Origin of the sequence: Actinoplanes sp. NPDC051346 (genome assembly GCF_040682215.1) — a bacterium.
GTDB lineage: Bacteria > Actinomycetota > Actinomycetes > Mycobacteriales > Micromonosporaceae > Actinoplanes.
The window spans coordinates 300,032-315,030 of sequence record NZ_JBFBAJ010000010.1 but is presented as its reverse complement, the minus strand read 5'-3'; the positions used below and the strand labels follow the sequence as shown (position 1 = coordinate 315,030).

The following is a 14,999-nucleotide window of genomic DNA, read 5'->3' as shown; positions in this document are numbered from 1 at the left end:
AGGCCGAGCGCGGCTTCGACATCTTCAAGAACAAACAAGAGAACTGCGAGAAGGTCGTCCTCAAACCCTGACCGGACGCGGCCTTGAACCGGCCGCCCCGCTACGCCCAACGGCCCTGCCCGGCCGACCTGGCCGAGATCGAACAGGAATAGCCTCCGGCCTGGGTTGATCACCGTACCGGCCGGGGTGATCGTGGGCACGCTGGCCCGGGAGGCACCGACGTCACGGCGTGAACGTGCAGGTCATCGCGGATGCGGCCCTGCCCGACGCCGTCCATGACCTGACCGCGGCCCGCACCCACAACCTCGCTACCGCGTTGACCCGCGCGAACATGATGACCTTCGCTGACAAGGCGTATCAGGGTGCCCGCGGCAGCGTCCGGACACCGTTCAAACGCCACCGCTACCGGCCGAAGCTGTCCCGCCGACAGAAGACCGTCAACCGTGCGCATGCCCGGATCCGCGCCCGCGGCGAGCGGGCCGACCCATTGCCGCCTTCGAAGCGGCCTCAGCCGGATGCGGTGCTCCTCATCGACATGAGCATGCACCGCGCAGTGCCGATCGGGCCAAAATGCAGTGTGACGGCGCGCGGGACGCCGGCACGTGCGGATTGCGGCAGATCCGGACATCCGGCAATGGGCGGAGTGCGACGCTACCCCTCCGCGTGGGCACCTCTGGCATTGAGCATTTCCAACAACTTGACTGTTGTGCTCCAGTTGCGAACAGTCATCGACTTGTAGAGTGGTGACGTCATCATCGAGCTTAGCCGACTCTTTGTTCGCTGTGCGCTGAGACGCTCCGAATAGATGACACCATTACCCGGCCACACCCTGTCGACGCCCTCGCGCGTATTGAATATCGGCATCGCCGAGGCGGCCTCGATGCCCATCAGGAAAATCGCGTCACTGTGATATTTGTCCGGCTGATCGCCGAAGCCCTTCGGTCTGTCGTCGACGACAGCCTGGAGTTGATCACGCGTGAGGACCAGGACTTTGATGAGTTCGCTGTCAAGCTTGAAAGCCTTGGGCAGCGCCGCTTCGATCTGGACCGCTATCTCGTCGGCGTTCCGGTCCGAGGTCAAGACAACGTTGCCGCTGGCAATAAAAGTTGAGACGTCGAAAAACCCGAGCCCTGCCAGGCACCTCTTCAGTTCCGCCATCGAAACCTTGTTCTTGCCTCCGACATTGATGCCGCGCAAAAGAATCAGGAAAGTCTTCACCTCACCCATTTTACCCACGACCGAAGGCCACGTAAAGTTGCCTCCGCCTTGCGCATAATGACTCGAGTGTCGGTCAAAGAAATTGCAAAACGAACGTTGGACCCGGCGTGGCCGAACGCACTCATCTCGGCAGATCCGGACACGTCGAGGGAGCGGCAATCATCACCTGCGTAGCCGATGGGCTCTGTCTGCCGACGTCCGAGCAGCGGTCGCTCCAACGATGAGCTTGCGCATGTCGATGGCCACTGTGCACCGTCGAAGCCGCCGACGACAAGGTCCTCAACAAGACCATCGCCCGCTACGGCCGCGTCGAACCCGATGAGGATGAGCGAGGTCGCCTCGTGGCGCGCGGCGGCGTCGGTGAAGGTTTCTACCAACGGTGCCGGCTTGTTCTCGGCCTCCGTACGTGCCGCGAAGACGACGCCGTTGCCGGAATCGAGAAACAGGGCCACCACACTGTCCTGCGGAACCCGATCAGATACGGCACCACCCCCAGCAGATCGGTGACTGGCCGGAGCGCAACCGGCCCGTCAGCAGCATCGTCAATCATCAAAGACAACTCCTCGTGGTAGGCGCGTGCGAACGCACCAGCACGCACCCACGCGCGAAGAACCCACCCCTTACCTCGCCCCAGGACGGCGAAGCGGATAACGATGGCGCCGAGAGGCGCAAGCGCCGGGACTGAAGCCCCGGCGCCCGCAGGTGGGGGGCGCTGACCCCACCGCCGACAGGCCCCGCGAGCCCGCAGACCGGCAAGGGACGCGCCCCGGACCCGCCACCGGCTGCCACGCCACCACCCGCCCGTCGGCTGCGACGGTGGCGGGACCGCAGGCGGAGCGCCCTTGCCGGACTAGGGCCGGGCCGGTAGAAGGCACGGGGCAGGCAGCGCGCCACCAGCGGGGCGGGATGCCGATCCCCGTCCTGCGACCGGCCTTGCGGCAGTCGCCGCAGTGATTCTTTGCCTCACTGGCGCGTTCGTTTCGGCCAGCCCGGCGGCAGCGAGCGGGGGCGGGTGTTATCTGACTAGTCAAGCCGGTTGGAGAATGAATGTGTGCAGCAGCAATCAAGGCACACAGGGGTACCTCGACTTCTACATCATCGCCAACAACAACTGCACTCCGTGCAACGTCTACTTCGAAGCCGAGGTAGCAGGCTCCGTGGTGTATCCCGTCGGCAACAGTGCAGCGACCCTCGGCCACCACGGTCCCTTTGCCACCTCACTGACGAACGGCAAACGCGTGCGCCTGCACGTATGGGCTGGCATCTTGAAGTTCACCGGTCCATGGGTTTGGTACTGAGCGGTCCCGTGTCCAAGGAGCACCGTTGGAGCGGTGACAAGTTCGTCCCACCGTCGAGACAGCAAACGATGCTCGCGGCACCGCTCCACCACTGAGCGGCGTGTCGAGGCTATTGAGCTCCCGCGCCGGAGCACTCCACGACTACAGCCCGGCGTCCTCAGTGCTCGAGCACTCCGAGAACCGCATCGGTGAAGTTCGCTCGGACGGTCTCGGGGCCTTCCAGATGTCCGCTCACCATCGCACCGTCGCGGAGCATGAAGAGCATTCCGGCGACGCGGTACGGCTCCGGATGCCCGGCCCGGGTGAGGAACTCGGCGAGGGCCGTCCGGAACCAGGCACGGTGCCCGGCGATCACCCGCGAGACCGGATGGTCAGGGTCGGGATACTCGGCGGCGGCGTTGATGAAGGCGCACCCCCGGAATCCGGGCTCGCACATCTCATCGGTGATCCCGGTGGCGAGCGCGCTCAGCGTGGCGCGGGGATCGTCGCTGTCGGGGACTGCGGCCGCAACCCGCGCCCGTACGGCCCGGTCCCGCTCGTCGAGGTACGCGACGACGAGGTCGTTCTTGGACCGGAAGTGGTTATAGAAGGTCGCCCGGGTGACGCCCGCCTCGGTGATGATCCGGTCGACGCCGACGGCGTGGATGCCCTCGGCGTAGAACACCCGCGCCGCGGCGTCGAGCAGTCGCTGCCGCGCGGGTGACGAGCGCCGATCGGGTGCGGTGGGTGCCTTCGCCATATCGGCCAAGGGTAGTGGACCACCCGGGCCGGCGGCGTGGGCCGCCGGCGTCAACCGCCCGCGATGGCTGTCAGCACCTCGAGCCGGTCGTCAGCGGCGGCGGGCCGGTCCAGCTCGTCGTGGCGAAGCTGTTCGCCGTTGAGGAACAGGCTGTGGAAGCGCTGCACCTGGCCGGACGAGTCGAGCAGCACCAGGCCCAGGGCCGGATACTCCTCGACCAGGGTGGACAGGGCGTCGCGTACGGTGCGCGCGTCGTAGGTGAGCGCGTCGCTGTGGCCGACGTAGTGCAGCAGTGTGCCGGGCAGGCGGATGTGCATGGATTCCCTCCGGTGATCGGTCAGTGGGTGGTGTCATCGTGAGGCGCCCGTAGCGCGTTCGCAGGTGGCTCGACCGGTGCGTCGAACGTCTCGAGCGCGAGGCCGTGCAGGCGGCCGTCGCGGCCCAGCAGCCGGTGGGAGAAGGCGACGGAGTCGTCGACGTGGTGCGCGGCGGCCGCGAAGGTCGCCTCGTCGAGCAGGAAGAACGGGCGCATGAGCTCGATCTCGATGCACCGTACCGGACTGGTCAGTCCGGACCTGATCCGCGGGATCCGGCCGCCGTGCCGCGCCACCAGCGTCTCCCGCGCGGCGCCGAGCTGTGCCGGGATCTCCACGAAGCTCCACTGGTCGGCGACCTCGCACAGGCCGCGATGCATGACGACCGGATTGGCGGCCGCGGCGACCGCCGGGTGTCCTGTCTCCAATGCCTCGAGCGACTCGTGCAGGACGCGCGGCGGTGGGGGAGCGCCCTGTTCGTCGGCGTCGAACAGGGCGCTGAGCACGTCCGGAATTCGCCCTGTCTCGGCGCCGAAACCGCGGTCGCTGTCGAGCCTGACGCAGCGCGCATAGCTTTCCGCCCGGGCGATGGCGTAGTCGCCGTTGGTCACCTCGGAGGTGACGTGCAGGTAGCGGCCGGTCGTGTCGACCTGCACACCGGTCGAGACGAGGACCCGGTCGCCGTCGAGGAACCGGAACGGGGCGAGGTACTCGATCCGCAGGTGGACGACCACGAAGCTGACCCCGTACCGCCGGACCAGCTGCGGAAAGCTGACGAGGTGCTGCGACGCCCACCGGGCCCAGTTGGTGAAGCCGATGGAGAGCACACTGCGCGGTTGCATCTGCACCGGCGTGAAGAAGCTGGAGTCGTACACGATCTCGGACTGCACGGTACGCGGCATTGACACCTTCCCAAAGCGGGCGCTCGGGTCCAGAGGTGAGACTAGATAGAACGTTCTGTCTACCAGCGTAGGCGGAAAAATCCACAATGGTCAACCTCGTGTCACAGCATCGAGGAACTCCCGGAAGGAACGCGCAGCTCAGCAGTCCCGCGCCAGGCGTCGCAGGACCCCTGCCTTGGATGCCCTAGGTTTGATCATCGCTGTCGTGAGGTCGTCGACGCTGCGCACGAGGCACGGATGCTTCCTCCCCATGATCAGTCGATCATGCTTGAGAAGCTCCGCCGAACCGGGGGAACTCAGATCGGCCGCCGACCGGCTCGCTGCGGTTCGCGTTCTACGGACGCATGTCGACCGCGGAGTATCAAGAGGACTTGTCGTCGCGCGCCTGGCGGCTCTGCTCCGCGATGAGCGCCTGCCGGTGCGGCGTGAGGCCACCCGCCGCGCTGATGGCTGCGGCGCTCGGGCCGCGGACGTTCTGACCGTGCTCCGGGACCGGCTGCTGGTCGAGCCGGACGCTCGGGTGAGGCAGGCGATCCGGGATGCTATCGGCACCATCGGCCGCCGGGCAGCGGCGGGGTTCCTCCCCGGCGTCGACGCGGCGGCCGTGGCGCTCTGACGGCGGTGGGTCAGCCGGTTACGCTTTGGCCTCCGGGTGGCGCTCGTTTATGTACCTCTTGGGGTAGGGGACGAGCGAATCCTTGCCGCTCTTGATTGCTTCGAATTCCTCCACCACTTGCCGGAGGGCGGTGTCCTCGGCGATGTTGGCGGAACTCCAGACCTGGGCATCCACCAACCGGCCCTTGATGGTGCCGTACTGCGTCGCCAACTGCCTCGCCTTGCCGGCCGCCTCCGGATAGTTCTTGACTCTCGGGAGGATCGCCGCCGCGGCGGCCGCAAGAGCGGCAGCAGAGGCCAGCGCCTTCGTCCACCACGAACTGGATTCGGTCAGAATCCCCCATATGGCGAGGCTCGTGATGGTGCTGAGAATTGCGGCGGCAATGGCGTATCCGTCGGCGCGGCTCTGCATCTCATTGGCGTATCTAGGCAGGCGAATTGCCCAATATTTCGCGCTGTCGAGGCATTCGTCGATACGATTCCTGCTGATCGGCGCGGCAGTGACCGTCGGCCGGGTCGGATAGGGAGCCGGCGGTGGCGGTGGAGGGGGGCCACCCGCGGGGTTCGGTGACGGCGGGAACGGCGCTTCTCGGGCCGGGACCGACGGAGGCGGAGCCGCTGGTGGTGCGGACGTTCCACCTAGCAGGGCTGTCGGCGCTTCCCTGAGGTCCCCGAGGAGGTCCTGGACGTCGTCGACCATGCGGACTCCTGACAAGCCGGCTGCCCCCTCCTCTGCCAGGATCGACGACGGCTGCGGTGCGGATTTCCCTCCCCGCAGCAATGAGGCGGGCGGCGTGGTCGGCGATTCTTCCGTTGCTTGAGGAAGTTTGGTCATCGAGGCTCCCTTCACTAGATAAACGCATGCTGCCTGCATTGAGCAGCAATGCTCCATCCAGGGGGAGTGGACAAAGGAACTGTAACCACCAGATCCGGGCCAGAGAGGGGTTTCGGTTTACTTGGTCGGCTCCGCCACCGGGCCCCGTCACGTCGGGGCGGTGCGCGGGAGCCTGATCCGGACACCCGGGTCATGGTGACATTCTGCAACACGACTCTGCCGCACATGCTGCGAGAGCGTGACGCGGCGGATGGCCTCGCTCGCCGCATCGGAGCGGATGTGTCGCTACGGGCCGAGGCGCTGGCCTCGTCGCAGCGCGACCAGGAGGTGATGAGCGCTCCGTTCGTCGAGGAGGTCTACGACCACGAGCCGGTTGACATCTCGCTGGATCTCAAGGTGAAGGTCACGCTCGTGTGCGTAACAGCCTGCTCGAGCAGGCGTACCATGACGGCCCGTGGTAGACGTTGAAGTGCCGCTGGCTTGAGTCGGAGCGCCGAAGCCGCTCGTCATCCTTGGTCCTCCGCAGGCTCACACGGTCCGTTTCCGCACTTACGGTTCACATTCCGTCGGACCTGGCCCCAGCGTGTCAGGCCCGAAATATCGGTCTTCAGCGTCATGGGAGGGCAATCCCAGCAGATAGAACTGGGAGAGCGTCTCTTCCGAGCACGCGTTGTTTCGGCAGAAGAATGTACGTGAGTTCGCTCGCGGAGCGGAGCGGGCGTCCACGCTTCTTCGAAGGCGCCGTGGTGAGTCGGTCACTCTTGCGGGTGAGAGCCGCCGAAGTCAGGTGACACTGCCGGCGGTCCGGGTATCCCCGGCGGCGTATCTGCTTCTCGGGCATTGGTGACGAACGATGGTCACATCCGCGATGACGGCCGCTGCGGCACCGGACGACCTGTTCGCCTTTTGGCTGGACCGGTTGTCGGGCGAGGGCCGTAGCCGTGCTCGGCGTCGTGTGTGGCGTGGCGCTGCATTACGGTTCGCCTTTTGTGGGCGAATCTCCACCGATGGGTATCAGGACCCGGCGTCGTCGCGGGAGTGGCAGCTCGACATCGCAGTCCAGCTGACTGGATACCGGGGTTGCATCGCTGTCGAGTTCTTTCGGATACCGGCTACTCCCGCAGCCTTGCCTGGAATGAGCGGCCCGGCGCAGCCGAGTTGCTCACCGAGGCGGCGCGGTCGGATCGCCGGTTCGACGCAGTGGTCATCGGTGAGTACGAGCGGGCGTTCGCCGGCCGTCTGGCCTTGCAGACCATCCCCTACCTCCGTGCGCACGGCGTCACGGTATGGCTTCCGGAAGTGGGTGGTCTTGTTGACTTGGCTGATCCCACGCACCGCGCCCTTCTCATGCTGCTCGGCCACCAATCCGAACGGGAGGTGCTACGGGCCCGGCGGCGAACCACCCGTGCGATGTGTTCCCAGGCCCGTGAACAGGGCCGTCATCTCGGCGGCCGGCCACCATACGGCTACCGCCTCGTCGACGCCCGGCCGGACCAGCGCGCGGCCCGGCGATCAACGCGGACGGAACGTGTTTTGGCCCGAACGCCGGATCGTCGATGAACTGCTCTACCGGTTAAGCGGCGCCGCCGATCTGCCGTTTCTGGCCGATGGCCAGGATCTGCTCACCTATGTCCCGGCGCGGGACATGGTCATCGTCTGCGGCCTGGACACACTCGGCCTCGAACCGCGAGACCTGAAGAAACAGGTAACCCCCACCGAAACCATCCCTCGATGGGATGACTCTGGTGGGGGTTAACGTGTCCGAGATCAACACTCGAGATACGCACACGGTGATCGCAGCCCGTGAGCTGGCCGTCTCGTCGTGAACTGCCTTCTGCGCGAGCCTTATCTGTTGTGCGCCTCAGCGCGTCGTGCGCTGGAAGACCTGAACCAGCGCGGCGCGATGCTCGGCGAAGATCCCTTCCACCTCGCCCGATTCACCGGCGGCTCGCCGCCGATCGGCGCTTTGCCCAAGGGGACGCTGTCTCGCGCGGAGTCGGGGGCACAAGACTTACCGATCCGACGCGGTGTCGCCTTTGCGCGATCGATCGATGACCTCCTCGATCGTCAGCGGACTGCGCGGGTGGTAACTCAGCGAGAGCGGTGTCCTGATCTTGCGCGGCGAGCTTCCCTCATCCGCTAGGTAGAATTCCCCGGCCGTCAGGCGTGAGATGTCGGGCACATCTCCGCCCTTGGCCTTCGCCATCTCCCGAACGGCCTCAATCTGAATGGGGCTGTTCAGCAGTCCGTAAAGCTGTGTCGCGGAGTTGCCGGGGATCCGGTTGTGCAGGCTCTTGGGGGCCTGCGTCGCGAAGATCAGCCCGAGGCCGTACTTACGCGCTTGGGCGGCCAGCACCAACGTGCTCTGCGTGCAGGCGGTCATCGGGCTCGCCGGTGCCAACGTCTGCGCCTCGTCCATGACGAGGAGACCGAGCAACGGCCGGTCACCGGCCGGATGCCGCTTGATCCAAGAGAAGAGCGCCATCTGAAGCTGGTTCACGAAAGTCTGGCGTACGGCCTCCGACGGCAGGCCGACCATGCTGATTACCGAGAGTCGGGCGCGCTTGCCCTCGGGCGGTGTGAGCAGCACGCCGGGGTTCAAAGCGGTGCCTTCACCGCCGAAAAGCGGATCGTTCACCATCTCGGCGGTCAGTGTCTGAGCGAGGCCGGCGGCGATCTTGTCGGCGCCGTCGATGTCGATGATGCCGTCGGGCAGGTCGGCCAGCGTGTCGATGAGGCCCTGCAGGCGGGTGCCGCCGTGTTGGCCATAGTATTCGACGGCCTTACGCAGCACGGCCCGCCCCAGGTGTGCTTTGGTGGCCCGGCCGGTCACCATTGCCCGCGGCTCGAGTGACGCGACGGCGGCCTCCACTGCCTCGTTGAACTCGTCGTTGTCGTCGAGCACGCTCGGGAAGTCCGGCAGCGGCTGGAAGCTCAGCGGCCGGCCGGAAGAGCGTCGCGGCGTCCAGACGACGACATCGGTGTGCGCGAGGTACTCAGCGGCCTTCTCCTCATCACCTGACCGCCATGAATGTGGTGTTTCAGGCCAGGCGTCGCCGAGCCGTGCGAGGTCATTGTTAGGATCCAGCACGATCGCGGAAACGCCGTGAAGGGCACACTCCTCGACGATGCGCCGGATCAGGACGGTCTTGCCGGAACCGGAACCGGCAAAGATGGTGGTGTGCTTGCGCAGCGCCTCGAGGGGTAGCGCGATAGCCGCGTCGTCGCCGTGGTCGTAGCCGATGGTAAAGCTCGGCACGTCATCGTGGGCGACGTCGTCCCCTCGCGCCTCCGGCCGCGAAGGCAACCAACTCTCGACATCGGCCAGCGCCTCCTGAAGGAATTTCAGATCGCGAGTCGGCTTGCGCTCCATGAGCCAGCCCTGCAGTTCCACCGTTGCCGCGCTGAGCATGACCTGAAGGGCAGAAAGAATGCTCAGGTCCTCGGCGTCCAGCGCCAGGGTCCCGGACACCTTGCCGAGTTCAAGCCGGGTCTTCGCGCCCTTCGACCACTCGCCGGCGCGAAGCATGTAGAGATTGCGCTTCCCGGATGTCCTTTCGGCCGCGGCGGCAATGGTCGCCTTCTTCAAGAGAGCGACCGCCCTGTTGAAGTGGTGCTCATCGCTCGCGGCGCGGAAGCACCAGTGCACTTGGTCCTCGGTTTCCTCGTCGAGGGCCAGCCGGAGCCTCGCGTGCAGCGGTGGATGCGCACTCGGCGGCGGATCAACACTGAACGCCGCGCCGGCCTCGCCGCGCTCCAGAATCCATGCTGTCAGCCCTGCCGCGAGCAGAGCCGGCATCTTCTCGTCCTCGTGGGCAGCCTCGAGCGGAGTCAAGTCGTCCGCCTGCTGTTTGAGTTCAGCGAACCACTCGTCGAGCCGAGCCAGCTTGCCGGAACTGAGGGCCTCCGATCCCCGGTGGTGCAGGGCCGATCTGGCCTCCGACGGCTCTCCGAGCCGATGAAGCAACTCGATGTGATCGTTGGCCGTACACGTCCGGATGTGCTGGTCGATCTTGATCAGTAGCTCGCGCGGGGTGAACGACCCAACGTTGGCGAACGCGTCCGGCGCAACGGGCCACGAATCGAAGGGCGGATCGAAACCGATCTCGTCGAACCGGGTACGGAAACGCTTCTCAATGATCGCCTGAGCGAGGCCTTCATCATTGATCCGGCGAAGTTGAGCAGTCTGCCGGAACCGGTCGGTCACGGAGTCGACGGCAGTGCGATTTATGATGGCCCACGTGGCCGGCAGGCAGGCGATGACTGTGAGGGCGCGGCGCGTCACCTGCCGCAGAGACATGAGTCCGTCCGCCATCACTGCCAGCGTTCGCGCGTCTTCCGGCCGCAGAAGCGCCGGCACACCGGACCTCGGGTCGGTTGTGATGTCGAACTTTGCGGCCAGCGTGTCGATCTGGTCGATCGCGATGACCGACGGTCCGGTCAACGCGATGAGCCAGGACAGATCCTGCACGATTGATTGCGGCTTGCGCGATGCGCGGCGCATGCCCCACGCGTTGCGCTCGCCGGGTTCGGCCTCGTCGCCGGACGTGAAGTAGTTCTCGGCGACATCGCGATGGCCGATGTCCGCCGAGGCGCTCAGAGCTAGGGCTCGCGCCGTCTCCTGGCTGTTGCGGGCGACCTGCCGATCGAACTCGCCGAGGCCCACGATGAACTCGTCGAGCGCGGGGCGGGTCAGGTCCGTCTCACCCATGACGGCACGTCGCGCCGCGCGGGGCGCACCGACCTTGGCCGACAGCCGTCGCAGCAGAAGATTCAGTTGGGTCTGCCGGCTGCCGGGCACCGGCCGCGCAAGCCCGTCCAGCATCGCCTCCAGCACGCTCTCCCAGAACGCCTCGGCATCGAGCATGCCTACCAGAAAGAAATAGCCGCCTCGTTCCTGCACCAAGTGCCTGACCGATCCCAGCAGGTGCGTCTTGCCGGATCCGCGCTGGCCCTGCAGGACCAGGCCGATCGGGCTGCCCGCCGCACTCGTCGCGGCCTCGTCTATCCCGGCAACCACCTCGTTCAGGATCGGCACGTGCAGGCCTTCGACGTGGAAAGGCAAGGGTTTCCACAAATCATCAGGTACGGGCGCCCAGTCGAACCGCAGCGAGGCGAGCGCCTTGCGTTCCGCCTCCTGCATCACACGCCGATCGCCAGCAGGTGATTGTCCTGGCCCCCGATGCGCAGAGAAGCCTTGACGTCCGCCTCCGACAGCAGGCGCTGGTTCGACTCGGGCACGATGTTGGCCTCGTCTTCCGCCGCCAGTCGGCGCAGGGCTTCGTCGAGAGCCTCCCTCGGCACGTCGGCGAAGAACGGCCGCACCCGGGTTAAGCTCACGAATGTCCGCGGCTCGTCGGCGAGGGCCTCGTAGGCTGCAATGATGCGCAGGCGCAGCGCCGCGCGGGACGCACGTTGCGGTTCGACGGCTCGTAAATCCTTCACGGCGAAGAGCTCGGTGAAACTTGCGCACTCCGCCCGGGCCAGGACCCGATCGCGCAGGTTCTTCTGCAGCGCCTTCAGCCCGGAGCTCAGGGCACTGGCTCCTCGAAGCGTGAAGTCGAGATCTTTCTGGACCCTGACCCAGCCGTCGTCCGCCAACTGCAACGCATACGTGCGTCCGCTCTTCCTGCTGGCGATGTAATGCAGCTTGGCCGTGAGTTTCTCGCGCTGTTCCTTCCGCACGTCGAGGCCGTACCACTCTTTCAACTCGGTATTGAGCACTTCTCTGGCCTCGGCCATAAGCACGATGAGGATTGCGCTTTCCGCGGCCGTCATGTCGTCATCAGGCATGATGTTGTCCTTCTGTCAGAGCCAAGGTTCCGTCGCAGTGCATTCCGAGAGCGCGTAGCTTGACGACCTCGGCGGCAGCCTCGGGGTCGTTACATGAATTGACCGCCAGCAGAGCAAGCAACCGGTCCGCCGCGTAGGGCGTGCCTGCGTCAACCTCGGCACGTAGTTCCGGCTCGTCGGCTAGTTCGAACAACAACGAGGTCAGTCGCTCGGCGACGGCCACCTCGCCTCGGGCCAGCGCTTCCCGCAATTGCTGGATCTCGGGCTTCACGCTCGACGCGTCGTCTCGAAGGCGATTGAGCCGCGTCAGTGAAGCTTGATCGCCTGCGGCTGCTCGGACGCTCAACTCGTCCGTCCGCCGATGGATGGCGAGCAGCTCCGCCAACAGATCCGCCGCCAGGGAATGACCGCGGTCCGCTCGCCGCCGCAACTCCGCGAGTTCGCCGCGTTCGGCGAGCAGGTCGGCGAGATCGTCGGCAGCGGTCGCGTCGCCTTGGTCGGCTCTCCCTCGGAGGCTGGCTCTCTCGCCGAGGTCGCACAGCAGATCCGCCCGCTCGTTCAGTTCTACGGCGTCCGCGCGGCCGCGGAGAAGGAACACTTCGGCCAGCGCATCCTCGGCCGGCCGGTCTCCCAAGCGGCTGGACAGCACGGAGACCGCCGCGCCGATGCGGTCTTGGCGCACGAGCAGGAATGTGAGGTCGACGAGGGCTTGCTGATCGCCGAGAGCGGCCAGCTTGCGGAGTGCCTTCTCCTGGAGGCGGTAGCGCATCCGCGCAGCCGCCGCGTCGCGGAGACGACGGATGTCTTCAACGCTGTTGAGCCGGTCGATCAGCGCTATCCAGAAACTCTCCGGCGGGCACCGAGATCTCCGTTGGACACGCAGGTGCTGTGCCAGGTAGTCGGCGGCACGATATCCGGCCAGTGTCCCCGGTGAGCGGCCGGCCACCCGGATCAGCGCCGCCACCGTGGTTTCGTTGATGGGCCGCTCCGCGTAGGAGGTGACCTCCTGCCACCAGCTCTCGGGAGGGGTGACGCGGTCACCCTCGCCCAGGTATCCAGCCATGGCCTCGAGCAGTAGTTCCCGAGACAACGGGGTGAGGATCCCGAGCCGGCGTGCGTCCGTCGCTACCTCGATGGCCGCCCGCGCATATGGTGGTGCGTGATGCCACAGCCGCAACAGTTCAGGGCCGGCGGCGAGCACTTGAGTCATGCCATCGTCGCCGGAATTAAGCGCGGCGCTGATACTGCTGTCAGTGGAGGCGAGTCTTCTTGCTCTCTCACACTCGTCCGCGTCGAGGTAGCGCGGCACGTCAATCATTTCCGCGAATTCGAGTACGGCTCGTTCGACGCGTGATGCTTGGCTTGCTGTGTAGTCCTCGAACCACAGTGTCCCGACGATAATGTGGCCTATCCGTCGAAGCTTTGCCAGCTGAGTCTTAGTAAGTTCCGGCGTCGAACGGAAAAATCGAGTCAGCTCGTCGAGCCAGACGATGGATGGGCGATCCGAATCTTCTAGCAATCGGTAGATGTCGCCTGTATCCGACGGCTGCACCAGCCCCCAGTCCCCGGCTACATTCCGTACCGCCTCGTACAACGAGCGAGTCTTGCCGGTCGACGATCCACCGACGAGGACAACGAAGCACCCGCGTCGCGTGCCGTCCTCGATCAGCCGTCGAAGCTCTGGGTCGAACGACCTCATGACGTACCCCGGCAGTTCTCCCGGACTGGTCGCCGGTCTGATCCCGGCGTGAACGCCGAGCTCGCGAGGAGACGAGTCGACGAACCGCAGCAGATTGGTCCGCCACTCCTGAGACCTCTCAGTCAGCCTCGCCCAAGTGTCCATGATTCGCGCGCGTTCGCCCAGGGGCGACTGCAAGGCGGCGAGCAAGCTCTCTACGAGCGACTTCTGTGGCGGGCGGTTGCCGCGGAGTACCTCGCTGAGTGTGGATCTCGTCAGCGGGCGGGCGTCATCCCGGGTCATCCGCTCCAGTTGGCTGTATGAAAGCCCGGAACGATCTCTGAGCTGACTGAGAAACATGGCGAATTGCTGCCATGATCCGATGGCCGAAAGATCAAGTGTCGGCGTCGTGGTCAGTGTTATCTACCTCCCGCCGCCGGTGCCAGACGTTCTGGGACAGCGTACGAATTCGCATGCCGCAGCGCTACGCCGTCCTGTTTCATCCCGGAGCTTCCCGAACGCTCGACGAAGTGAAACTCCCTGCTCAAGCTCCTCTTCAGCCAAGCGAAAGAGTCCAAAGCGGATTCTGCATCGCACACGTTTCTCTTGATCGTCATCCATCGACTGGACGGTGATCATTAGGATGATCGGGATTGAGCATGTCCAAGCGCAGTATGATCAATTTCGCGGCCGACTCCGCGACCACGCTCCGGTATTACCAGCTCGGCAACGAACCGCCGGACTTTGACCTGACCGCGAACGACGACGCTTACCGCGATCGAGGGGCGCACACCATCGACCGGCATGGGCCAGACATCCCGCTGCGGCGCGACCCGCGTACCAAGACCATCGAGGGCAGAATCTACGGCGATCTTCCCTGGGCGGCTAGCGTGACGAGGTCGTACCAGTGGTTGGACCTGTCGACGATAAACCGCGAGGTTGACGCCTACGTCCGGCTGAACTGGGAGACCATCCGCGCCGACCTTGCGCTTGGGCACCTGCACAAGGGCGACTACGACGCCGGCTACCGCATCGGCCGGGGGTACTTCAACAGCGGAATGTACGGCACGGGACCCCGCCGGGCGCGGTACGGCGAGACCACCAGGTTCAACGTTCTGATCCGCCTCGCTCCCGGATTGGTTACGGCCACGCCGTTCATCCTTTCCGCCTACCCGTGGGGCTAGCGTGAGTTCCCATGGAGAGCCAGGATCTTCCCGATCCGCTGCGCGCGCGGGTCGGGCAGCAAAGGTGGCGCCCGGCGATGTACAGAATGCGCCACTTTATGCAGTCCTACGTGGCCGACAGCGACGGGACGGAGGAGATCTATGCAGAGGTTCGACGGACCGTGATTACTGACGCATCCTCGGTCCGGCAGGACCTTGAGGCCGTCGAGATGGTACTCAAGGACGAGCACGTCCCAGGCACGCTGCTACGCCTGGTCGAGGGCGACGGCAACCGAGCGCTGGACCACCCCTCGGACGCCGAGGCCGCCGCATTCCTGCACGCCTTGGCGCAACTGCTTCGTTCAGCGCTCGATCAATCTTGAGCAAGAACGTGGAGGCGACCGCTACGCGTCAGCTGACGAGTAGCCGTAAGGGGCGGTGACG

General features: G+C 65.6%; 15 protein-coding genes and 2 pseudogenes. 7 read left to right on the top strand and 10 right to left on the bottom strand.

Annotation, left to right across the window (positions count from 1 at the left end):
• On the bottom strand, nt 1–200 hold a 200-nt coding region (locus AB0M36_RS25485; RefSeq protein ID WP_364161581.1), incomplete at its 3' end, for a hypothetical protein.
• Between the two features lie 2 nt (nt 201–202).
• On the opposite strand from AB0M36_RS25485, the pseudogene AB0M36_RS25480 reads away from it, so the two are divergent.
• A pseudogene (locus tag AB0M36_RS25480) lies at nt 203–481 on the top strand (transposase family protein); the annotation flags it as partial.
• A gap of 170 nt (nt 482–651) precedes the next feature.
• On the opposite strand, the gene AB0M36_RS25475 reads toward AB0M36_RS25480, so the two are convergent.
• The 5 genes from AB0M36_RS25475 to AB0M36_RS25455 form a co-directional block, all read right to left on the bottom strand.
• Nucleotides 652–1,227 (bottom strand): DUF1697 domain-containing protein, encoded by a 576-nt coding sequence (locus AB0M36_RS25475; protein WP_364161579.1) that lies wholly within the window; start codon nt 1,225–1,227, stop codon nt 652–654.
• Complete coding sequence (locus AB0M36_RS25470; protein ID WP_364161577.1) at nt 1,215–1,670, bottom strand: hypothetical protein; 456 nt, start codon at nt 1,668–1,670, stop codon at nt 1,215–1,217. Before AB0M36_RS25470 ends, AB0M36_RS25475 begins: the two co-directional genes overlap by 13 nt.
• A gap of 1,003 nt (nt 1,671–2,673) precedes the next feature.
• Nucleotides 2,674–3,255, bottom strand: a complete 582-nt coding sequence (locus tag AB0M36_RS25465; protein ID WP_364161575.1) for a TetR/AcrR family transcriptional regulator — start codon at nt 3,253–3,255, stop codon at nt 2,674–2,676.
• 50 nt (nt 3,256–3,305) lie between these two features.
• A complete protein-coding gene (locus tag AB0M36_RS25460) occupies nt 3,306–3,572 on the bottom strand; it encodes a MoaD/ThiS family protein (protein WP_364161573.1) in 267 nt (88 codons plus the stop codon).
• 20 nt (nt 3,573–3,592) lie between these two features.
• Nucleotides 3,593–4,471, bottom strand: coding sequence for a hypothetical protein (locus tag AB0M36_RS25455; protein WP_364161571.1), 879 nt, complete (start codon nt 4,469–4,471; stop codon nt 3,593–3,595).
• A gap of 481 nt (nt 4,472–4,952) precedes the next feature.
• Here AB0M36_RS25455 and AB0M36_RS25450 point away from each other — a divergent pair, with 481 nt between their 5' ends.
• Nucleotides 4,953–5,087, top strand: a complete 135-nt coding sequence (locus tag AB0M36_RS25450; protein ID WP_364161569.1) for a hypothetical protein — start codon at nt 4,953–4,955, stop codon at nt 5,085–5,087.
• A gap of 18 nt (nt 5,088–5,105) precedes the next feature.
• Here AB0M36_RS25450 and AB0M36_RS25445 read toward each other — a convergent pair whose 3' ends face one another.
• On the bottom strand, nt 5,106–5,786 hold the full coding sequence (locus AB0M36_RS25445; RefSeq protein ID WP_364161567.1) for a hypothetical protein: 681 nt from the start codon (nt 5,784–5,786) through the stop codon (nt 5,106–5,108).
• A 360-nt stretch (nt 5,787–6,146) separates the two neighbouring features.
• Between AB0M36_RS25445 and AB0M36_RS25440 the strand changes: the two genes are divergently transcribed.
• The 3 genes and pseudogenes from AB0M36_RS25440 (at nt 6,147) to AB0M36_RS25430 (ending at nt 7,677) form a co-directional block, all read left to right on the top strand.
• A complete protein-coding gene (locus tag AB0M36_RS25440; RefSeq protein WP_364161565.1) occupies nt 6,147–6,389 on the top strand; it encodes a hypothetical protein in 243 nt (80 codons plus the stop codon).
• A 489-nt stretch (nt 6,390–6,878) separates the two neighbouring features.
• A pseudogene (locus AB0M36_RS25435) lies at nt 6,879–7,301 on the top strand (hypothetical protein); the annotation flags it as partial.
• Nucleotides 7,302–7,347: 46 nt separating this feature from the next.
• Complete coding sequence (locus AB0M36_RS25430) at nt 7,348–7,677, top strand: hypothetical protein (RefSeq protein WP_364161653.1); 330 nt, start codon at nt 7,348–7,350, stop codon at nt 7,675–7,677.
• Between the two features lie 255 nt (nt 7,678–7,932).
• On the opposite strand, the gene AB0M36_RS25425 is transcribed toward AB0M36_RS25430, so the two are convergent.
• From AB0M36_RS25425 to AB0M36_RS25415, 3 genes are read right to left on the bottom strand one after another with little or no spacing between them, the layout of a single operon-like run.
• Nucleotides 7,933–11,064, bottom strand: a complete 3,132-nt coding sequence (locus AB0M36_RS25425) for a DUF87 domain-containing protein (protein WP_364161644.1) — start codon at nt 11,062–11,064, stop codon at nt 7,933–7,935.
• Nucleotides 11,064–11,714: a hypothetical protein gene (locus AB0M36_RS25420; protein ID WP_364161563.1), complete on the bottom strand. Its 651-nt coding sequence runs from the start codon at nt 11,712–11,714 to the stop codon at nt 11,064–11,066. Before AB0M36_RS25420 ends, AB0M36_RS25425 begins: the two co-directional genes overlap by 1 nt.
• Nucleotides 11,707–13,752: a helix-turn-helix transcriptional regulator gene (locus AB0M36_RS25415; protein ID WP_364161561.1), complete on the bottom strand. Its 2,046-nt coding sequence runs from the start codon at nt 13,750–13,752 to the stop codon at nt 11,707–11,709. Before AB0M36_RS25415 ends, AB0M36_RS25420 begins: the two co-directional genes overlap by 8 nt.
• A 299-nt stretch (nt 13,753–14,051) precedes the next feature.
• Between AB0M36_RS25415 and AB0M36_RS25410 the strand changes: the two genes are divergently transcribed.
• Together AB0M36_RS25410 and AB0M36_RS25405 are read left to right on the top strand one after the other, a co-directional pair.
• Nucleotides 14,052–14,576 (top strand): hypothetical protein, encoded by a 525-nt coding sequence (locus tag AB0M36_RS25410; protein ID WP_364161559.1) that lies wholly within the window; start codon nt 14,052–14,054, stop codon nt 14,574–14,576.
• An 11-nt stretch (nt 14,577–14,587) separates the two neighbouring features.
• Nucleotides 14,588–14,938, top strand: a complete 351-nt coding sequence (locus AB0M36_RS25405; RefSeq protein ID WP_364161557.1) for a hypothetical protein — start codon at nt 14,588–14,590, stop codon at nt 14,936–14,938.
• Nucleotides 14,939–14,999: the final 61 nt, after the last annotated feature.